The organism is Lysobacter sp. 05T417, from assembly GCF_056396405.1.
In genome coordinates this window covers 726,952-746,177 of the sequence record NZ_JBFTLK010000001.1, presented here as the reverse complement: position 1 = coordinate 746,177, position 19,226 = coordinate 726,952, and the positions used below count along the sequence as shown (strand labels likewise).

18 protein-coding genes and 1 tRNA gene are annotated in these 19,226 nt (G+C 64.5%); 7 read left to right on the top strand and 12 right to left on the bottom strand.

Going from position 1 to position 19,226, the window contains the following annotated elements; genetic code table 11:
- Window positions 1-471 (top strand): IS3 family transposase (locus AC1DER_RS03360; RefSeq protein WP_477357662.1); only part of this gene is annotated, 471 nt, incomplete at its 5' end.
- On the opposite strand, the gene AC1DER_RS03355 is transcribed toward AC1DER_RS03360, so the two are convergent.
- Window positions 398-1,345: an MBL fold metallo-hydrolase gene (locus tag AC1DER_RS03355; protein WP_477357659.1), complete on the bottom strand. Its 948-nt coding sequence runs from the start codon at window positions 1,343-1,345 to the stop codon at window positions 398-400. The genes AC1DER_RS03360 and AC1DER_RS03355 overlap by 74 nt on opposite strands.
- A 284-nt stretch (window positions 1,346-1,629) precedes the next feature.
- Complete coding sequence (locus AC1DER_RS03350; RefSeq protein WP_477248344.1) at window positions 1,630-3,999, bottom strand: arylsulfatase; 2,370 nt, start codon at window positions 3,997-3,999, stop codon at window positions 1,630-1,632.
- A 164-nt stretch (window positions 4,000-4,163) separates the two neighbouring features.
- Here AC1DER_RS03350 and AC1DER_RS03345 point away from each other — a divergent pair, with 164 nt between their 5' ends.
- The gene (locus tag AC1DER_RS03345; protein ID WP_477357656.1) at window positions 4,164-6,536 is read left to right on the top strand and encodes an arylsulfatase; all 2,373 of its coding nucleotides are present in this window, start codon (window positions 4,164-4,166) and stop codon (window positions 6,534-6,536) included.
- 25 nt (window positions 6,537-6,561) lie between these two features.
- Window positions 6,562-6,665, top strand: a tRNA-OTHER gene (locus AC1DER_RS03340).
- 6 nt (window positions 6,666-6,671) lie between these two features.
- On the opposite strand, the gene AC1DER_RS03335 is transcribed toward AC1DER_RS03340, so the two are convergent.
- The 5 genes from AC1DER_RS03335 to AC1DER_RS03315 form a co-directional block, all read right to left on the bottom strand.
- Window positions 6,672-6,857: a GDCCVxC domain-containing (seleno)protein gene (locus tag AC1DER_RS03335; RefSeq protein WP_477357669.1), complete on the bottom strand. Its 186-nt coding sequence runs from the start codon at window positions 6,855-6,857 to the stop codon at window positions 6,672-6,674.
- Between the two features lie 112 nt (window positions 6,858-6,969).
- The gene (locus AC1DER_RS03330; RefSeq protein WP_477248348.1) at window positions 6,970-7,365 is read right to left on the bottom strand and encodes a hypothetical protein; all 396 of its coding nucleotides are present in this window, start codon (window positions 7,363-7,365) and stop codon (window positions 6,970-6,972) included.
- Entirely contained in the window at window positions 7,358-7,702 is a 345-nt protein-coding gene (locus tag AC1DER_RS03325) for a heavy-metal-associated domain-containing protein (protein ID WP_477248350.1), read from the bottom strand. Before AC1DER_RS03325 ends, AC1DER_RS03330 begins: the two co-directional genes overlap by 8 nt.
- A gap of 14 nt (window positions 7,703-7,716) precedes the next feature.
- On the bottom strand, window positions 7,717-8,340 hold the full coding sequence (locus tag AC1DER_RS03320; protein WP_477248353.1) for a hypothetical protein: 624 nt from the start codon (window positions 8,338-8,340) through the stop codon (window positions 7,717-7,719).
- A gap of 100 nt (window positions 8,341-8,440) precedes the next feature.
- Complete coding sequence (locus tag AC1DER_RS03315; RefSeq protein WP_477248355.1) at window positions 8,441-8,806, bottom strand: hypothetical protein; 366 nt, start codon at window positions 8,804-8,806, stop codon at window positions 8,441-8,443.
- Window positions 8,807-9,123: 317 nt separating this feature from the next.
- On the opposite strand from AC1DER_RS03315, the gene AC1DER_RS03310 reads away from it, so the two are divergent.
- Window positions 9,124-12,537 (top strand): autotransporter family protein, encoded by a 3,414-nt coding sequence (locus tag AC1DER_RS03310; protein WP_477357654.1) that lies wholly within the window; start codon window positions 9,124-9,126, stop codon window positions 12,535-12,537.
- Window positions 12,538-12,568: 31 nt separating this feature from the next.
- Here AC1DER_RS03310 and AC1DER_RS03305 read toward each other — a convergent pair whose 3' ends face one another.
- The 5 genes from AC1DER_RS03305 to AC1DER_RS03285 all read right to left on the bottom strand — a co-directional run bounded on the left by AC1DER_RS03305 (window position 12,569) and on the right by AC1DER_RS03285 (window position 15,125).
- Window positions 12,569-12,787 (bottom strand): hypothetical protein, encoded by a 219-nt coding sequence (locus AC1DER_RS03305; protein WP_477247090.1) that lies wholly within the window; start codon window positions 12,785-12,787, stop codon window positions 12,569-12,571.
- A 77-nt stretch (window positions 12,788-12,864) separates the two neighbouring features.
- Window positions 12,865-13,602 carry a DNA-formamidopyrimidine glycosylase family protein gene (locus AC1DER_RS03300; RefSeq protein ID WP_477247092.1) on the bottom strand — a complete coding sequence of 246 codons (738 nt, stop codon included), beginning with the start codon at window positions 13,600-13,602 and terminating at the stop codon, window positions 12,865-12,867.
- 171 nt (window positions 13,603-13,773) lie between these two features.
- Window positions 13,774-14,187: a VOC family protein gene (locus AC1DER_RS03295; RefSeq protein WP_477247094.1), complete on the bottom strand. Its 414-nt coding sequence runs from the start codon at window positions 14,185-14,187 to the stop codon at window positions 13,774-13,776.
- Window positions 14,184-14,696 (bottom strand): helix-turn-helix transcriptional regulator, encoded by a 513-nt coding sequence (locus AC1DER_RS03290; RefSeq protein ID WP_477247096.1) that lies wholly within the window; start codon window positions 14,694-14,696, stop codon window positions 14,184-14,186. The genes AC1DER_RS03295 and AC1DER_RS03290 overlap by 4 nt, the downstream gene beginning before the upstream one ends.
- 18 nt (window positions 14,697-14,714) lie before the next feature.
- Complete coding sequence (locus AC1DER_RS03285; protein ID WP_477247098.1) at window positions 14,715-15,125, bottom strand: DCC1-like thiol-disulfide oxidoreductase family protein; 411 nt, start codon at window positions 15,123-15,125, stop codon at window positions 14,715-14,717.
- A 288-nt stretch (window positions 15,126-15,413) separates the two neighbouring features.
- On the opposite strand from AC1DER_RS03285, the gene paoA reads away from it, so the two are divergent.
- Genes paoA through paoC form a run of 3 tightly spaced genes read left to right on the top strand, consistent with a single transcriptional unit; the run spans window position 15,414 to window position 19,195 of the window.
- Window positions 15,414-16,046 (top strand): aldehyde dehydrogenase iron-sulfur subunit PaoA, encoded by a 633-nt coding sequence (gene paoA, locus AC1DER_RS03280; protein ID WP_441816325.1) that lies wholly within the window; start codon window positions 15,414-15,416, stop codon window positions 16,044-16,046.
- The gene (locus tag AC1DER_RS03275; RefSeq protein WP_477247100.1) at window positions 16,043-16,993 is read left to right on the top strand and encodes an FAD binding domain-containing protein; all 951 of its coding nucleotides are present in this window, start codon (window positions 16,043-16,045) and stop codon (window positions 16,991-16,993) included. Before paoA ends, AC1DER_RS03275 begins: the two co-directional genes overlap by 4 nt.
- Before the next feature lie 3 nt (window positions 16,994-16,996).
- The gene (paoC, locus tag AC1DER_RS03270) at window positions 16,997-19,195 is read left to right on the top strand and encodes an aldehyde oxidoreductase molybdenum-binding subunit PaoC (protein WP_477247102.1); all 2,199 of its coding nucleotides are present in this window, start codon (window positions 16,997-16,999) and stop codon (window positions 19,193-19,195) included.
- Window positions 19,196-19,226: the final 31 nt, after the last annotated feature.

Genomic DNA, 19,226 nt, shown 5'->3' with positions numbered 1-19,226 from the left:
ATCACCTACATCCGCACCGGCGAGGCCTGGTTGTACCTGTGTGCATTGCTGGACCTGTACTCGGGCAAGGTCGTGGGCTGGTCGATGTCGCCGGTGCAGGACCGACAGTTGGTCCTGAAGGCGGTGATGATGGCCAGCTGGCAACGCACCGACCGCACACCGGTGATCCTGCATTCCGATCGCGGCACCCAGTTCACCTGTGCCGAGTACCAGCAGTTTCTGAAGGACCAGCACATCGTCAGCAGCATGAGCGACGTGGGCCACTGTGGCGACAACGCGGCGGCCGAGGGCTTCTTCGGCAAGCTCAAGCGCGAGCGGGTGCACAGACGTCGCTACCTGACCCTGGCCGAAGCACGAGCCGACGTGTTCGACTACATCGAGCGCTTCCACAACCCGATCATCCAGCGAAGACTCGATGCCAAGGATCAGGCCTATAGACTCTTAACCCAACCGTCCGTGGAAACGGGGTAGAACCCGTCGGCGGTATCAACGTCACGGTGCCTGACGACGTTGTTGTCCCAAGACCGGCACCCACCTGTCCCTTCGGGTCGCCGGGCAGCAGATTGCCGTACATGTAGCTGGCGCGACGGCTCATGACATTGCCGGCCATTATGTTCTCGGCGACGGCCGCTTCCAGGAAGCCGTCCGGAGCGTAGATCTTGACCTTGCCGGCCTTCACGTCGTCGGCGCTAACCACACCCTTGACGCCGCCATAGTGGTCGACATGGCTGTGCGTGTAGATGATCGCCTTGACCGGCTTTTTGCCGCGCGTAGCGTAATACAACTCGATTGCGACCTTGGCAGTCTCGGCCGAGACCAGCGGGTCCACGACCGTGATGCCTTCCTTGCCCTCGATGATGGTCATGTTGGACAGGTCAAGGTTGCGTACCTGGTAGATGCCTTCGGTCACTTCGAACAAGCCGCTGATGTTGATCAGTTGCGACTGGCGCCACAAGCTGGGGTTGACCGTGTCGGGAGCCGCGGCATCTTCGCCAATGAAGCTGTACTTGGCAGGGTCCCAGATGATGTTGCCCGTCTCGCCCTTGATGATCTCGCTCGGTAGCGCCGCGAGGAAGCCCTTGTGAGCATTCTCGAAGTCGGTCTTGTCGGAGAACGGCAGTTCGTTCAGCAGTTTTCCGTTGGCGTCTTTCGTTGCGGACGTCGCGTCCTTCCGGGATTCATTGGTGGCACCTGCGGGTTTGTCGCCGCTCGCGCTAGTTGACCCGGGCGAAACGGTCTGGTCGCCAGCCGTGGGCGCCTCATTCTTGCCGCAAGCCGCCAACATGGCGGTGGCGACCGCCAGGACGAGCAGACGTTTGACGCTAATCAACTTGGCTTGTTTCACGAGACATCTCCTTTGCATCGTCCATTAGCGGCGATGTGCATTGCACACATCGACGTGGCTCTCACGCGGCTGATCCGCGTGGGGGAGCCTGCTAACCGAAGCGTGATGGAACAGTGAACCGTCAATCGTTCGCCTTCGCGAGGCGGTCGATGCATGTCCGCCTGTGTAGCCGAAGGCTGTTGCGCTTCGTAAGTCGTAGGTTCGATTCCTGTTTCCGGCACCATTGAAATCAAGGGTTTGCAAGGTTTCGTCTTGCAGGCTCTTTTTCATTTCAGCTCGCGCCTTCAATCCATGCCGGTCGCCAGTTTCAGTCGCTCCATGCCAGTGGGAGGGGTGTGGTCACCAAACCTGAAGGTTACCGACTCGATCTTGCCGGTGAAGGGAAACAGTCCTTTCTCCTCGTAGTCGGCGCAAACGGGCGAGACGCAGTCCATGCCCACGTCCATCGTCTCGGTGCCGCAGCGCATCGGTATCTGTTCGTCTATTCGACCCTGCGCGACTTGCTTGCCGTCGACTGACAGCGTGACGTCCGCGGGGCTGCCGGGCTTCGGCGACTGCGGGGTGAAGCTTATTTCGATCGTGTGCTTGCCGGCGGCCAGCGCGTCCGGCGCGGTGATGTCGTAGCGCTTGATGGCGAAGAAGTTGTAATGGAAGCGCGGCTTGCCCTCCCAGAAGAACAGCGAAAAACCGGCAGCATCGCCGCCCAGCGCGAATATCACGCCCTCGGCTCCGGCCTCCGGTATCTCCACAGGGACCGTCATGGTGAATGGCACGCCCACCAGCTTTGGCCCGCTGCCCTCCGGCAGGCGGATCATGCCCGGGTAGAACGTGACTTCGTCGCGGCCGTAGAAATAACTTGGACGCAACGTGACATCGAGGCGTTCGGCGAATCGGTCATCCAGCGGGAAGACGTTGTACTTGGCGGCTTCGACCATGAAGAGGTCCTGCAGCCGGCGCAGGCGCGCGGGTTCCTGCTCGGCGAGATCCACGGCCTGGCTGAAATCCTCGGCGATGTTGTAGAGCTCCCAGACGTCGGCGTCGAAGCTGAAGGAACCTGACGTCTCCCACGGCAGCCGGCCGTGCCGGCACGAGGCCATCCAGCCGTCGGCATACATTGCGCGGTTGCCCAGCATTTCGAAGTACTGGTGGGTGCGCGTGCTCGGCATCTTCTCGGCTCCGGAAGCGAACGTGTAGGCGAAGCTGATGCCTTCGATTGGGCGCTGGATGTAGCCGTTGACCTCGCGTGGCTCGCTGATGCCGGCGACCTCCATCAGGGTCGGCATCACGTCGATGCAGTGATGGAACTGCGGGCGCTGCTTGCCGTGGTCCTTGATGACCTTCGGCCACGACACGATCATCGCGTTGCGCGTACCGCCCAGGTGCGATGCCACCTGCTTGGTCCACTGGAACGGGGTGTCGCCGGCCCAGGCCCAACCCACCGCGTAGTGCGGAGACGTGCCCGGCATGCCCCAGCGCTCCATGAAACCGATCGACTCTTCCATTGAAGGTTGTCGGCCGTTGAGGCTCATCAGTTCATTCGGCGTGCCGACCAGCGAGCCTTCGCCGCTGGAGCCGTTGTCGCCGATGATGTAGATGACCAGGGTGTTGTCGAGCTCGCCCATCGCTTCGATGGCATCGACAACGCGGCCGGTCTCGAAGTCGGCATGTTCCAGGAAATCGGCGAAGTTCTCCGCCTGCCGCGCGAACAGCTTCCGGTGTGCTTCGGGCTGGCTGTCCCACGACGGAATCTGTTCCGGGCGTGGCGTCAGCTTCGTGCCCTTGGGGGTGATGCCGCGCTTGATCTGTTCGGCATGCACTTGTTCGCGGTATTGGTCCCAGCCCATGTCGAAGCGGCCCGCGTTGCGGCCACGCCAGTCGAGCGGCGGCTGGTGCGGTGCGTGCGCGGCGCCTGTGGAGAAGTACGCCATGAAGGGACGATCCGGTGCGATCGACTTCTGCGTGCGGATCCAGCCGATGGTCTGGTCGGCCAGGTCACGCGTGAGCTGGTAGCCGTCCTTCGGCCGCGACGGCGGTTCGATCGGCTCGGTGTTGCGCAACAGCGACGGGAAGAACTGATCGGTCTCGCCGCTTATGAATCCGTAGAAGAAATCGAAGCCCTGGTGGGTTGGCCAGTTGTCGAACGGTCCCGCCGCACTGGTCAGGTTGTCGGGCACGTTGTGGTTCTTGCCGAACCAGGCGCAGGTATAGCCCGACTGCTTGAGCAGTTCGGCAAACGTCGCGCAGCCCTTGGGGATGATCCCGCAATAGCCGGGGTATCCGGTCGCCATCTCCTGGATGACGCCGGTGGCGACGGAATGGTGATTACGACCCGTCAGCATCGCCGCGCGCGTGGGCGAGCACAGCGCCGTCGTGTGGAACTGGTTGTAGAACAGGCCGCTCGCCGCCAGCCGTTCGGCGGTAGGCATCCGCACCAGACCTCCGCAGGCGCTGGACCAGCCAAAACCGACGTCGTCGAGCAGAACGAGAAGGATATTGGGCGCGCCCTCGGGCGCTTGCCTGGCCTGAGGGAAGTCGGGCTTCGACTCGGTCGCATACATCCCGATCTTCGCGTCCTTGAAGCCCCACTCCGGTTCGGGGAGGTGATTGTGATCCAGGTGGAGCGGGAAATTGTGCTCAGGTCCCTTCTTCGCCATGGCTGCGCTCATCGTTCGACACGGGAATGGCCCTTTTACGCTCGCCGTGGTGATCGGAGGGTAAAGCGTTGACTACTGCCTCGATTCTCGAACATGCGTTTGATCGGGCAATCACGTTGTCCGGTGTAAACCGGGCGCTCATCTGGTTTTGACGGAGCGCGCACGTGGCCAAGAAGCCCCAGTCAGTTGCAGCCACCCCCAACATCCTGCCGCCGCCTGACTTCAAGTTTTCCGGTGAAGTCGGCCGGACATATCTGGAATCCGACCCACCTCAGTTCCCACAGCCGGTCGCCGCGCCAGAGGGTGCACCCAACATAGTGTTGTTGCTGATCGATGACTGCGGGTTTGGCCAGTACGGCACCTTTGGCGGCGGGATTCCGTCCCCTACGATGGACAAGCTTGCGGCCGAGGGCCTGCGCTTCAATCGCTTCCACACCACCGCGCTTTGCAGCCCGACTCGCGCCGCGCTGATTACCGGGCGCAATCACCATTCGGCGTCATTCGCCGGCATCACCGAAATCGCCACTGGCTACGACGGGTACACCTGCGTGCTGCCCAAGAGTTGCGGGACGATTGGCGAGGTCCTGCGCCAGAACGGCTACATGACGGCCTGGATCGGCAAGAACCACAACACGCCTCCCTGGGACACCAGCCAAGCGGGCCCGTTCGACCGCTGGGCCAACGGCCTGGGCTTCGATTACTTCTACGGCTTCAATGCTGGCGACATGAACCACTGGGATCCGATCCTCTACGAGAACCGCAACCTGGTCCCGAAATCGACCGACCCCGACTATCACCTCACCACCGATATCGCTGACAAAGCCATCGCATGGGTGCAGCAGGTCAAGAGCATCGCCGCCTCGCGGCCCTACATGCTTTACGTGGCTACCGGCGCGACGCATGCCCCGCACCACATCTGGAACGAGTGGGCCGACAAGTTCAAGGGACAGTTCGATGACGGCTGGGACAAGTACCGCGAGCTGACCCTGGCGCGGCAGAAGAAGCTGGGGGTTATCCCGAAGGACACCAAGCTCACAACGCGTTCCAAGGGATTGCCGGCGTGGAGCTCACTCAACGCCGACCAGAAGCGGCTGTATGCGCGAATGATGGAAGTGTTCGCCGGCTACGCCGCCCACTGCGACCATGAACTGGGTCGTGTCGTCGAGGCATGCAAGGCACTGCCAGGCGGCGAGAACACGATCTTCATCTACATCGCCGGCGATAACGGCTCCAGTGCCGAAGGCGGCCTGGAAGGCTCGCTATGCGAGAACCTGTTCTTCAACGGTATCTCCGAGAAGTGGCAGGACAACATCAAGGTGATCGACGAGCTGGGCGGGCGCAAGCACTTCAACCACTTTCCGTCGGCGTGGGCGCATGCCATGAATGCGCCTTTCCAGTGGACCAAGCAGGTCGCGTCGCACTTCGGCGGAACCCGAAATCCGATGATCATTTCCTGGCCGGCGCGAATCAAGGACAAGGGCGGTCTGCGTGACCAGTTCCTGCACACCATCGACCTGGTGCCGACCCTGTACGAACTGTGCGGAATCACAGTGCCGCGGGAACTCAATGGCGTCGAGCAGAAACCGATCGAGGGCGTCAGCTTCGCAGCCACACTTTTCGATGCGAAGGCGCCGGAGACGCGCAGGACCCAGTACTTCGAACTGGGATGCAATCGCGGCCTCTACCATGATGGCTGGATGGCCTCGTCGCCATCGTTCGTGCCCTGGGATCCGAACCGGGGGCAGTGGGATCCGGACACCGCGCCGTGGGAGCTCTACAACATTGAGGAAGACTTCTCCCAGGCCAACGACCTCGCCCGCAAGCATCCGGACAAGCTGCGTCAGTTGCAGGACATGTGGTGGGTCGAGGGAGCCAAGTACCACGTCCTGCCGCTGGACTGGCGTGCAACCGAGCGCTTCGACTCCGAAGCCATGGGACGCCCGAGCCTGGTGCGCGGGCGCAGTGAAATCACCTACTACCCCGGCACCATCGGGGTGCCGGATGCGGCCTCTCCGCCGATGCTCAACAAATCATGGACGATCACAGCGGAGATCGAGGTCCCGAGCGGCAAGGCCGAGGGCATGATCGTCACTCACGGTGGCCTGGAAGGCGGTTACGGCCTGTATCTTCGCGACGGCAAACCCACCTTCGTCTACAACTTCCTGTCGCAGGAGCGCACCACGTTCACCGCGACCAAGGCGCTGCCGCCGGGAAAGGCAACGCTGGTCGTCGACTTCAAGTACGACGGAGGTGGAGTTGGCCGGGGCGGCAGCATCACCCTGAGCGCCAACGGCAAGAGTCTCGCCAAGGGTCGTCTCGAGCGAACCGTGCCGGCTCAGTTCTCGCTGGGTGAAGGGCTGGACATCGGCATGGACATAGGCTCGCCGATCGACTTCACCTACGACCTGCCTTTCGTCTACACCGGCAAGATCAAAGAGGTCCGGATCAAGCTCGGCAAGACAGATGTCGCGCCAAAGGGGCGGCGGGCTTCGGCTGTGAAGAAGAACGTGGTCAAAGGCAAGCCCGCGAAGGCGTAGCTGTACGCGATGAGGTGTCCCCATGGCCCGGAAGGGACGGGCGTGGGGACGCCTCCGGCCGCTACTGCTCATAACAATCGGCGCTTCGTGATGCGTAGGTCGTAGGTTCGATTCCTATTTCCGGCACCAATGAAATCAAGGGATTGCAAGGCTTTTGCCTTGCAGGCCCTTTTTTCTGCCTGCAACATCCCCGTCCTTGTTGGACCGGCGGACAGGCACCGTCCCGTACGAGCAGATCACGCAGCAATCGCCTTGCTTCGGGCTGAGCATCGCGCCGCAGCCGGTGCACTCATGGAAGAACTGGCACGCCTGCGCCGGCATGATCTCGACACTCTCGTGCCCGCACTGAGGGCAGCGCAACGTGCTTTCCAACTGAAGTGGTTCCACTGCAACTCCCTGGAGCGAAGGGGCGAAGCCGCCCATCCACCGTGTGTCAGCTCAGGGCAGGCAGGACGAACGCGAACGTCGCACCGAACAGCATGCAGATCAGCGCAAACCACCACAGTGCGATGCTGGCCCTCCGCAGCCGCGTACAGGCACGGGCCAGGGCGGGGTCGCTCGGGCAGGGCAACCGTCGTGCCCTGTACAACATCATTCCCGACAGCGCGAGCATCGCCGACGCGAGGCCAAACACACCTGCCTTGTGCTCGGAGAGCCAGATCAGTTGAGGCACCGCGGTCACGAGACCCGCCAGGGCAGCGCCCGCCCCCAATGCAACCATCACCGCGGGCAGGACGCAGCACACCAGCGTGCCGCTGCTGGCGAGAAGGGTTAGTAGCGCCACCCCTAGATTGCGTTTCAGGGGCGCCTGCGCGTGGCCGTCAATCATGGCCCTTGACCCGTTGGCGAATGGCGTCGAGGGACTCGTCGGTGCGGCGAATGGCCACCACCGCATAGCCGGAGTCAGTGATGGCCTTGCGCAGCGCAGCGTCATCGATATCGCTGCCGTCTTTGAGATGTACGGCGACGATGCGGTGCTCCAGGCTGACGAACACCGCGTCGGTTGCAGGGAATGCCTTGAGCGATTTCTCGATGCCCTGCGCGCAGAACGCGCATACCAGTCCGTTGACATCCATTTCGATGGTGGCGGCGGACGCGAGAGAAGACATGGCCAGCAATACAGCGGAGGCCATCAGCTTGAAGCGATTGGACTTGAAGAGGTTCATGCAGATTGTGTCCGTCAGAAGTTGAACATGGCCATTGCCTGGACCTTGCCGTCTGTCGTGGCGCCGAGCTCTACCCAGGTACCGCCTTTGAAGAAACGCACGAGCAGGGCGGTTTCGGTGCCATCAAACAGTCCGCCGGTATAGCGGCGGCCTTGGACGACGAACCAGGTCGCCAGCGTGTTGTAGTCGTGCTTGTACGGTGCCCAGCCGAGCTGGAGGGTGTCGATCCGATGCGAGAAGTCATCGCTTTCCTGAAGGTCCGACCGGAACGCGCCGTAGACGCGCCGCGTCTCGTAGTCGGCCTGGAAACCCGCATTGCGCGCAAGATCGCTGCCTTCGAAGTCATTGCCCGTCGCGCGGCCGAGGCCGCCCCAGACAAAGACGTTCGCCTGGGCGGCCGGCATGTTCCAGCGCTTGGCGAGCAGGTTTCCGCGCAGGTACGTGATGTGCCGTTGCTTGCTGCCGTCCTCGCTCTTGAGTTCCAGCCAGCCACCGCCGGCGGAATACCAATAGCGCGGGGCATAGAACAACTGGGCCTCGTTCATGGTGCCGGCGCCGTACTCGACCATCAACGTCGTACCTTTTGCGAAGGCAATGGGCTTTGCCACCGCCGCCAGAGGCAGCAGCCCGAGCAGCATGAAAGCCGCCCACTGTTTGAATGTGTCCACGTGCATGTCTCCGTGATGCCGCGCAAGGCGGCATGGGGGCGCGGATGCGCCCGCTCCTGCTACGGAGGGGTCAGGCGATGGGTGGCCTGAAGGGCGTCTCGATCATGCCCCTGGGCACCGGTGGCCGACGCCACGGCGGGGTCACGATGGCAGGCGGGATGCTGGCGATCAGGCGGGTCAGCTCGGGCAGGCATCCCGTGCCCAGACATGCGGAGAAGTCGCAGGTGTGCGATTCGCAGCAGTCACAGGGCGGTTGTCCGGCGGACGGTGAGCGCATGGCGTCGCAAGGCGCGTTGTGATCCATGGCATCCGCGGTGCCCGCGGCCACTGCCATCGCGTCGAAGACCGCCCGTGCCGGGGCAGCGATTCCGGGAATAGCCAGGAACGCCACTAGGAGCAGATGCAGTACGACGCGATAGGGCGGCCGCCAGGTCATGCCCGATAGTGTAATCCCATCGTGCCGCCAGGGTTCCGCCTTCTCATCGCCTGGAGCCTCCATGCGGTACGTTCTCCGCCGGTTTCCCGGTCTTCACTCACACCGGGCCAAAAGACCAGGCAGCTGCCGGACCTCGAACGCTCCTGAGATATCCTCCATGCCGATGCCGCCCTGTCGCCCCGGGGCGGCATACAGCCGCTTCCGAGCTGAAACGTCGCGATTGTTCTGGCCGAATCACGCAGATTTCACCTGGCCGCGACTTTCATCCCATTGGTTCGTTGTGCTCGCCTTCGCTCATGGAATGAGGGAATCGCGCCATGCCCGCGCTTGAACGTGGCCGCCTCTCCCGGCGTCCTCCGCTTCGCAGGTCCGTACTGGCGATTGCGCTGGCGCGAGCAGTGTTGTGCCTGCCTGCCGCGCTGTCGGCCCTGTTGTTGCCGGTTGAGTCTTACGCGCAGACGTTCGGCCCGGGCAGCGTGGCGCCCATCGACCTCAATGGCGGCAGCGCGCAGATGGTAGGCAGTACCACCGTCAATGCGACTACCGACGTGAATGCCGTTCGCGTGCGCGGTGGCGGAACGATGACGCTGGACATGCAGGCGCCGCCACTGGGCGCGATCATCCTGACCGCGGTGAATGGCAATGCGCTGTTCGCAGACGGCGGCACGTTGATCGTGCCAAGCGGAATTGATCTGTTCACCACTGGCGGCAATGCGCTGGTCGTCAATGGCGCCGGCAGTCGGGCCGACATCGCGGTCGGTCAATTCAACACCACTGGTGTCGGTGACGCCGTCGTGGCGATCAACGGCGGCATCGCCAACGTTTCCGGCGCCACCGTCAACAGCCGGGCGACGGCGAACACCACGATCTCGAACGCGCACGGCTTCATCGCCGAAACTGGCGGGCGTGTCAACGCCAGCGGCGTCAACCAGCTCAACATGGCGGCCTTCAATGCTGTCGCGTTCGGTGCGTCCGGCGCTGGCAGCATTGTCGAACTTGCGACTACCCCCTTGGTGGCCATGAGCGGCATCGGATCGCTCGGCATCTACGTCCACGACGCCGGCCAGGTCCGGGCACCGGCCAATACGACGATCACGATGAACGGCACCAACAGTGTCGGCGTCAGCGTGGACAACACCATCGTCGAGCCGGGCACCATCGGCAGCGGATTGACGGTGAACTACACCAATGCGTCGACCACGCAGGCGAGCGGCACCGGTGTTTTCGCGCTCAAGGGGGGCGTGGTGACACTGGACAACTTCAAGGTCACGGGCAACGGTGCCGGTGCGGGCGCCTGGTCGCGGCCAGGCACCACCATCACCCTCACTGGCAGCAGCAACCTGAACATCGCGGCTACGAGAAATCCGACCTCCTACGACCTCCTCACCACGAACCTGGCCAGCGTCAACGGCACGATCGGTTCGGCCTTCGCGGTCCTGTCCACCTCACAGATCGCCGGGTTGCTTTCGCAGGGTTCAATCTTCAGTACCGGCACCACCGTTACGGTGTCGTCGACGAATGGGCGCGGTGGCTACGCCGAGATCAATACCGGCACGGCGATACTCGACATCACAAACAACACCATCACCACCACCGGTACCGACAGCGCGGGACTGTTTGCCGGCGACAACGGTGCAGTCACTGGACGGGATTCGCGCATCACGACCTCCGGCGACGGGGCTGCATTGGAGCTGTTCAACTTCAACGCGCCGGCGTTCATCGACCTGACGAACTCGCAGGTCACGGCGGCGGGTGCGCAGACGATAGGCCTCTACTCCGCAAATCGCACGGCGGGCCTGATAAACCGGGCCGCGTTGACCGGTGGTTCGATGACCAGCGAGTACATCGCCATTCTCGGTAACGGCCCGCTGGACGTGACCGTGGACGGTGGTGCAAATGTCAGCAGCCCGAAATGGCTGATGTACTCCCAGGCGCTGGCCACGCCGTTCAAGCAACCGTCGATCGTGCAGCTCTTTGCCGACGACGCCACGCTCAGTGGCAGTGCAGGAGCCAATGCCGGCGCCACGGCCAACATCATGCTGCGCAATGGTTCGCACTGGACCGGCGAGGCCTACTACCTCACCAACGCCACGCTGGACTCGACCAGCATCTGGACGGTGCCGACAGATTCCATCCTGACTGCCACGCTGGCCAACGCGGGCCGGGTCGAGATCACCCCACCCCAGAATGGCGCCTTCAAGGAGCTGTGGACGCGCGACTACGCGGGCACCGGCGGAACGCTCGCGATCAATACGTTTCTGGGTACCGACAATTCGCCATCGGACAAGCTGGTCCTCTACAACGGCGGCAATGCCAGTGGGCGCGGATTCCTCGAGGTCGACAACACCGATGGTGCGGGCGATGTCACGGTCGCCAACGGCATCCTGGTCGTGCAGGCGATTGAAGGTGCGACGACGTCGGGCGATCTGTTGGCGCTGGCCGCGCCCGTCATCGCCGGGCCTTACGAGTACACGCTCCATCGCGGCAGCGTCGATGCCGACGGCCCCAACAACTGGTACCTGCGCTCGACGCTGGATTGCAGCGGTGCGAATGCGCCCGCGCCGCCGTGCCCGGCTCCGCCTCCGCCGGACCCGCCGCCGGACCCGCCCCCGGATCCACCGCCGCCGCCTCCGCCGCCGCCGGACCCGCCCCCGGATCCACCGCCCGTGCCGGACCCGGGGCCGGATCCGCCCGATCCGCCGGCGCCACCGCCGCTGCCGCCATTGCCGCCGCCGATCCCGCAGTTCCGGCCGGAGGTCTCGGTGTATACCGCCCTCGCGCCGACCGCGCTGGAATACGGTCGTTCATTGCTCGACACGTTGCACGAACGCGTGGGCGAACAGGAACGCCTGCGCAATCGCGACCTGCCCGAGCAGTACCGCATCGACGGCTTCTGGGGTCGCCTGATCTACATCGACGGCGAGAAGGACGCTGAAGGCGCCGGTATCTACGGCCATGGCCCGCAGTACGACTACACCCTGACCGCGGTGCAACTGGGCCTGGACCTGCTGCGCGAAGAAGACGACGACGGCCCGCGCGATCACGCCGGCCTGTACACGGCGATCGGGCACGCCGAAACCGACGTCGACCACGTGTTCGCGAACGTCGCCGGCAACGTGTTTGTCGATGGCTACACGCTCGGTGGCTATTGGACGCGCTACAGCGAGCGCGAAGCGTATGTCGACGGCATCGTGCAGGCGACCTGGTACGACGCCAACGCGTTGTCCGTCCGTCGTGTCCGCATGCAGACCGATGGCTGGGGCCTGGCCGCTTCGATCGAAGGCGGCTATCCGTTCCGCACGCGCAACGAATGGGAGATCGAACCCCAGGCGCAGGTGATCTACCAGTGGCTCGATCTTGGCGATTCGTCGGACCTGGCGGCCAATGTCCACTTCGACGACCTCGATTCGCTGGTGGCCCGTCTGAGCGCCCGGCTCTCGCGCGACTGGAGCAGCGAGGGCTACGAGTCCGGGCCGCTGGACCACACCGGTTGGGCGCGGCTGAGTTTCTGGCACGAGTTCAAAGGCGATCCGGTGACGTCGTTCTCGTCGCGCGTCGGCGACATCCAGTTCGATGCCGACATGGGTGGCAGCTGGTGGAAGGTCGAACTGGGCTACACCGGAGACATCGACCGCAACCGCTTCCTCTATACCAACATCGGTTACTCGCAGGGCTTCGACGACGATCGCCGTGCATGGGAGGCCAAGCTGGGGTTCCGCTCCAACTGGTGATCGCGAGACGGTAAGGAGCTGCTCACGCGACTTAGCCGGCCGTCGGCCCCAGTCCATTCGTGAGCAGGATCGCCAACAGGCGCGATGACACGTATTCGGCGTGTTCGCCGGCCTGGTCGCGGATGCCGTCGGCAATCACCGCCACGGCGACTAGCAGATCCTCGTGGACCGGGTACTGCGCCCGGAGCATGGCCATTGCGTCATCCAGCGCGGCCAGACGGGATTCCAGCTCGGTCAGCGTGAGGGCCATGCCCCGCATTATGCGCCTTGCCCTGCGGTCGTTCAGCGCCCGTTTTCCTGGAAATTCCAGGCTGAGCTGGAATGTGATTACACGGGCGGGTAGCGAATCTGGCAGTTCTCGCAATAGAACGTCCTGCGCTTTCGCTGGCCCAGGTGCCTTGCGACGAGCCGCGAACCGCAGTTCGGACAGGTGCCCTTGTTGTGCACGAGCCAATGCTTGCGGAGCACGAACTGCTTCTTCCATTCCAGGAATTCGAAGCTGTACAGGCGCGCCTGCGCGATCATCTGGCCCAGCTTCCGGGGCGGCAGCGCGCCAACTTCGTTCTCGGGGTGGACGCCGATCCGGAACAGCACTTCATTCTTGATGATGTTGCCAACGCCCGCGAATATTTCCTGATCCAGCAGCGCATCGCAAACGAGTATCGAAGGTTCGGCCTTGAGCTTCCTTCTTGCGAGCCTGGGATCCCACGTGGGATTCATCACGTCGGCGCGCCAGTCGTACACGTCGTCCAGGGGCTCTTCGATGTACTTGAGGGCGGACGAGTAGACGTTGAACACGCCGTTGTCGAACGTCAGCGACATCCGCGGCGGAGCGGGTTTGACCTCGTCTATGCGGTACGAACCGAACATGAGCATGTGCATGCGCAGGCTGAAGCCGCGAAACTCGATCAGGAACTGCTTTCCCCAGCTCCTGAGCGCGACGACGCGCCTGCCTTCCATCCGGCTGAGGTCCAGCTTGCTGTTGCCGGTCGCCGTCCGGACCGTCTTGCCGCGGAACTTCGCAGCGGCCTCTTTCAGGATGACGATCGAAGGACCCTCGGGCACGGTCGTGTTCCGCGTTGCGCAGGTGCCAGCATTGCGGCAAGTTTGTGAGTCCGCAGCGAAGATCGCCGGCCATTGTTCAGGTCGGCGATGTCGGCGCCAGAGAATGCATGGCTGCGCCTGCGCGTGGGGCTGCCAGCACGCCAATGAGCACTGTAACGAACGTCAGCAAGCTCAGGCCTGTCGCCGCGACTCGATCATCTTCCAGCCATTGCCGGACGGGTCGCGGAAGTTGGCGTCGACGTTGCCGTAGCGTTCCTCGGGAGGCTGCGTGAACTCCACGCCGTTGGCGCGCATGCGCTCGTAGGTTGCCCGGCAGTCGTCGACGTTGAGCACGAGCGGCGGCATGGCGCCTTTCGCCACGACCTCGCGCACGGTCTGCGCGGTGGATTCGTCGAGCACCGGCGCCTGCGGCTTGAACAGCCCGAGCTGGAACGACGGCTGGTCCGGATGCTGCACCGTCAGCCAGCGGTAGTCGCCGTTGCGCGCGTCGGTGTGGACGCGGAATCCGAGCTTGTCGACATAGAACGCAAGCGCTTCGTCCTGATCGCGGACGTACAACCCAACCAGACCAATACCCTGACTCATGGAACCTCCTGTTCAACGTTGTTGGAATCGAGTGCTTTTGTAGCATCCGACTCCTGCCGTCGCTTCTCCGAAACTGCGGTAGTGAGGTCGGGGCGGTGCGCGGCGCTGACATAGCAGGCGGGCACCAGGTCCAGTGCATGCTGGGCCGAGCGTTCACGCGCACGCAGTTCACCCGGGCTCTCGCCGGTCACGTCGCGGAAGGTCCGGCCGAAGGTGCCCAGGCTGTTCCAGCCCGTCTGCAGCGCGATGTCGAGGATGGGGAGGTCGGTGTCGCGCAGCAGCGCCTTGGCGCGTTCAATCCGGCGCGTGAGCAGGTAACGGTGGGGCGGTACACCGAACGCTTCCTTGAACGACCGGGCGAAATGCGCCTCGGAAACGGCACTCACGCTTGCCAGTCGACGCACCGGCCATTGCTCGTGCGATGCGGCATCCATCCGGTCCTTCGCCCGCAACAGGCGCCGCAGCAGTTCGGGGTCCTGGCCTTGTTTGCCGATGGTCGGTGTTCCCATGTCGATGCGATTCCGCCTCTAGCGCGAGGTTGTCTTGAGGTTCTCGATGTAGCCGATCCCCATGATCTTGAGGATCACGTTCCGCACCGCCTTGCCGGCGGGGTAGAAGAACCCCGCGCGCCCGCGGCCACCGAAGAACAGATAGTTGATGCGGTTGAACAGGCCCGAAGGCGTGCTGAGCAGGGTCAGCATGCGGATGGCCTCGGGGCCGTAATAGAGGACGCCCTCGAACTTGACCACCATGCCCTGGTCGATGTCCAGGCCGGCGGCGGTGATCTCGTCCATCAGCGCGCCAGGCTGGCGGGCATCGACCAGATGCAGTTCGCCCACCGCATCGCGGATGCGTGCGTAGCGGCAGTAGGTATTGCAGACGGGGCACTCACCGTCGTAGACCAGCCAGACCTCGCCCGTCTTCCTTGCATCGCTCATGTGCCTCTCCCGTGGGGTTGATATGAGGTTACAGTCTGGCCGACCAGAACGCTGGCCACGCTGCACGGCTTCCTGACGACGTTCTGCCCGGCCGGCGGTCCGCTCAAGCGCGGGAGCGCGGCGGCGGCCAGGGCCAAGGCCAAGGGTAGGGGGGGCACGCTGTTGGGGGTGTTTGCAGTCCCTGCACCGTTCCTTCACCAGTGGTCGCTTCTAGTGTCTGACTGACGAGCGCGCCCGCGCGCTGCAAGACTTCGCAAACGCCCATCGAGAGGCAGGACCGTGGACAGGATCCGCAACCTACCCATCACGCGGCGCGACCTGCTGAAGGCGGGCGTGACCTCTGCCACGGCCATTGCCGTGCCGTCGTTCGCGGCGCAGGCAAGTGCAGGGCCTCCAGGAGCGCCACCGGTGTTGAGCAAGGTGAAGCTGCAAGTGAACGGCAAGGCGCACGAGCTCGAACTCGACACGCGCACCACGCTGCTCGACGCATTGCGCGAGCACCTCCACCTCACCGGCACCAAGAAGGGCTGCGACCACGGCCAGTGCGGCGCCTGCACGGTCATCGTCGACGGCCGCCGCATCAATGCCTGCCTCACGCTGGCCGTGATGCACGAGGGCGATCGCATCACCACGATCGAAGGCCTCGGCACGCCTGACGACCTGCATCCGATGCAGGCCGCCTTCGTCAGGCACGACGGCTACCAGTGCGGCTACTGCACGCCCGGGCAGATCTGTTCGGCGGTGGCGATGCTCGAAGAGGTCAAGGCCGGCATTCCGAGCCTGGTCAGCGCCGACCTGACCGCGCGACCGCGCCTGGGCAGCGAGGAAATCCGCGAGCGCATGAGCGGCAACATCTGTCGTTGCGGTGCGTACTCCAATATCGTCGATGCCATTACCGACGTTGCCGGGAGGTCGGCATGAAGGCCTTCGGCTATGAGCGCGCGAAGTCGCCCGCCGAGGCTGCGGCTGCCGTTGCGCGCACGCCCGGCGCGAAGTTCATCGCCGGCGGAACCAACCTGCTCGACCTGATGAAGCTCCAGATCGAAACGCCCAGCCACCTGATCGACGTCAACGGGCTGGCGCTGGACCGGATCGAGAAGACCGGCGACGGTGGCCTGCGCATCGGAGCGCTGGTGCGCAACACCGACCTGGCTGCCGACGCGCGCGTGCGCCGTGATTACGCAGTGCTGTCGCGGGCGCTGCTCGCCGGTGCATCCGGGCAACTGCGCAACAAGGCGACCACCGCCGGAAACCTGCTGCAGCGCACGCGTTGCCCGTATTTCTACGATAGCAACCAGCCGTGCAACAAGCGCCTGCCGGGCAGCGGTTGCGCGGCGCTGGAAGGGTTCAGCCGCCCGCACGCGGTGATCGCGGCCAGCCAAGCGTGCATTGCCACGCATCCCAGCGACATGGCCGTGGCGATGCGCGCACTCGATGGCGTGGTGGAGACAGTGCGCGCCGACGGCTCGACCCGCAGCATTGCCCTGGACGATCTCTACCGCGCGCCCGGCACCACGCCGCACCTGGAGACGGTGCTCGACAAGGGCGAACTGATCACCGCGGTAACGCTGCCCGAACCCATTGGCGGGACGCAGCTCTACCGCAAGGTTCGCGATCGTGCCTCCTATGCGTTCGCGCTGGTGTCGGTCGCTGCAGTCATACAGCGCGACGGCAGCGGCCGCGTCGCCATGGGCGGCGTCGCGCCCAGACCGTGGCGGGTGGAGGCGGCGGAAGCCGAGCTCCCGCGCGGCGCCAAGGCCGTCGCCGACCGCATGTTTGCAGATGCCAAACCGACTGCGCAGAACGCGTTCAAGACCGTCCTGGCCCAGCGCACGCTCAGTGCGGTGCTGGTCGAGGCGAAGGGATAGGCCATGAAGTTCGATACCCCTGCAGGCACCAATCCGATCGATCAGCTCAAGGTCGTCGGGCAGCCACTCGATCGCATCGACGGTCCGCGCAAGACCACCGGCACGGCCACCTACGCGCACGAGTGGCACGACGCCTTTCCCGCGCCGGCGTATGGCTATGTGGTGGGCGCCGGCATCGCCAAGGGCCGTATCGCGTCCATGGACGTGACTGCCGCGGAGCAGGCGCCGGGTGTGCTGGCCGTCGTTACCGCTGCAAATGCCGGCCCGCTGACCAAGGGCGATTTCAATACCGCCAAGCTGCTTGGTGGTCCGGACATCCAGCACTATCACCAGGCGATAGCTGTTGTCGTGGCCGGGACGTTCGAGCAGGCGCGTGCTGCGGCGCAGCTGGTGCGCGTGCAGTACGACCGCGGCCGCGGCGCCTTCGACCTGCATCAGGCCAAGGCCGGTGCGCAGGTGCCCAACGATCCCAGGCCCGATTCGGCGGTGGGCGATTTCGACGGCGCCTTTGCCAAGGCGCCGGTCAAGCTCGACGAGACCTACACCACGCCTGACCAGTCGCACGCGATGATGGAACCGCACGCGTCGATTGCCGCCTGGGACGGCGACAAGCTCACCGTGTGGACTGCCAACCAGATGATCAACTGGGGCCGCGGCGACGTCGCCAAGACGCTGGGCATCCCGCGCGAGAACGTGCGGCTGATCTCGCCGTACATCGGTGGCGGCTTCGGCGGCAAGCTGTTCGTGCGTTGCGACGCGGTGCTGGCCGCACTGGGTGCGCGCGCCTGCGGCAAGCCGGTGAAGATCGCGCTGCCGCGGCCATTGATGGCCAACAACACCACTCATCGCCCGGCCACCATCCAGCGCATCCGGATCGGCGCCAGTCGCGACGGCAAGATCAGCGCGATCGGCCACGAAAGCTGGTCCGGCGACCTTCCCGGCGGCGGACCGGAAACCGCGATCCAGCAGACAAGGCTGTTGTATGCCGGGCCGAACCGGATGACGCGGATGCGACTGGCCGTGCTCGACCTGCCCGAAGGCAATGCCATGCGCGCGCCGGGCGAGGCACCGGGTCTGATGGCGCTGGAGATCGCAATGGACGAGATGGCGGAGAAGCTCGGGCTCGACCCGATCGAATTCCGCATCCTCAACGACACCCAGGTCGATCCGGAGAACCCGAAGCGTCCGTTCTCCCAGCGCCAGCTCAACGAGTGCCTGCGCCAGGGTGCGGAGCGGTTCGGCTGGGACCGTCGCGCCAAGGTGCCGGGCAGTCAGCGAGATGGGCGCTGGCTGGTAGGTATCGGTGTCGCCGCGGGGTTCCGCAACAACCTGACCATGAAATCGGCGGCGCGCGTGCGCCTGGACAGCAAGGGCGTGGTCACGGTCGAGACCGACATGACCGACATCGGCACCGGCAGCTACACGGTCATAGCGCAGACCGCCGCGGAGATGATGGGCGTGCCGCTCGATCGTGTGGTGGTGCGCCTGGGCGACTCCTCCTTCCCGGTGTCGGCCGGCTCCGGCGGCCAATGGGGCGCCAACAGTTCGACCGCCGGCGTCTATGCCGCCTGCCAGACGCTGCGCGAGGCCATCGCCGGCAAGCTCGGCTTCAACCTCGACGAGGCGACGTTCGCCGATGGCCGCATCCACGTCGGCACCCGCGATATTCCGTTGGCGCAGGCGGGCGAGGGTGGCGACCTGGTGGCAGAGGACGTGATGGAGTTTGGCGACCTGGGCAAGAAGCACCAGCAGTCGACCTTCGCTGCCCACTTCGCCGAGGTCGGTGTCGACATTGCCACCGGCGAGACGCGCGTGCGGCGCATGCTCGCCGTGTGCGCGGCGGGGCGCATCCTCAATCCGAAGTCCGCGCGCAGCCAGGTGATCGGTGCGATGACCATGGGCCTGGGCGCGGCGCTGTCGGAAGAGCTGGTCGTCGACAAGCGCCTGGGTTTCTTCGTCAATCACGACCTTGCCGGCTATGAAGTGCCGGTGCATGCCGACGTGCCGCACCAGGACGTGGTCTTCCTCGACGAGACCGATCCGATGTCGTCGCCGATGAAGGCCAAGGGCGTGGGCGAGCTCGGCATCTGCGGGGTCAGTGCCGCCATTGCCAACGCGATCCACAACGCCACCGGCATCCGCGTGCGCGACTACCCGATCACGCTAGACAAGCTGTTGGCGCATCTGCCGCAGCTGGCATAGCGGCATCCTCCGGGCGCGATCTGGACGTACG

Bases quoted from the DNA above. Each gene is read 5' to 3' on its own strand.
- AC1DER_RS03350 (WP_477248344.1), bottom strand. From the start codon at position 3,999: ATGGCGAAGAAGGGACCTGAGCACAATTTCCCGCTCCACCTGGATCAC.
- AC1DER_RS03335 (WP_477357669.1), bottom strand. From the start codon at position 6,857: ATGCCGGCGCAGGCGTGCCAGTTCTTCCATGAGTGCACCGGCTGCGGC.
- AC1DER_RS03330 (WP_477248348.1), bottom strand. From the start codon at position 7,365: ATGATTGACGGCCACGCGCAGGCGCCCCTGAAACGCAATCTAGGGGTG.
- AC1DER_RS03325 (WP_477248350.1), bottom strand. From the start codon at position 7,702: ATGAACCTCTTCAAGTCCAATCGCTTCAAGCTGATGGCCTCCGCTGTA.
- AC1DER_RS03320 (WP_477248353.1), bottom strand. From the start codon at position 8,340: ATGCTGCTCGGGCTGCTGCCTCTGGCGGCGGTGGCAAAGCCCATTGCC.
- AC1DER_RS03315 (WP_477248355.1), bottom strand. From the start codon at position 8,806: ATGACCTGGCGGCCGCCCTATCGCGTCGTACTGCATCTGCTCCTAGTG.
- AC1DER_RS03310 (WP_477357654.1), top strand. From the start codon at position 9,124: ATGCCCGCGCTTGAACGTGGCCGCCTCTCCCGGCGTCCTCCGCTTCGC.
- AC1DER_RS03305 (WP_477247090.1), bottom strand. From the start codon at position 12,787: ATGGCCCTCACGCTGACCGAGCTGGAATCCCGTCTGGCCGCGCTGGAT.
- AC1DER_RS03295 (WP_477247094.1), bottom strand. From the start codon at position 14,187: ATGAGTCAGGGTATTGGTCTGGTTGGGTTGTACGTCCGCGATCAGGAC.
- AC1DER_RS03290 (WP_477247096.1), bottom strand. From the start codon at position 14,696: ATGGGAACACCGACCATCGGCAAACAAGGCCAGGACCCCGAACTGCTG.
- AC1DER_RS03285 (WP_477247098.1), bottom strand. From the start codon at position 15,125: ATGAGCGATGCAAGGAAGACGGGCGAGGTCTGGCTGGTCTACGACGGT.
- AC1DER_RS03275 (WP_477247100.1), top strand. From the start codon at position 16,043: ATGAAGGCCTTCGGCTATGAGCGCGCGAAGTCGCCCGCCGAGGCTGCG.
- paoC (WP_477247102.1), top strand. From the start codon at position 16,997: ATGAAGTTCGATACCCCTGCAGGCACCAATCCGATCGATCAGCTCAAG.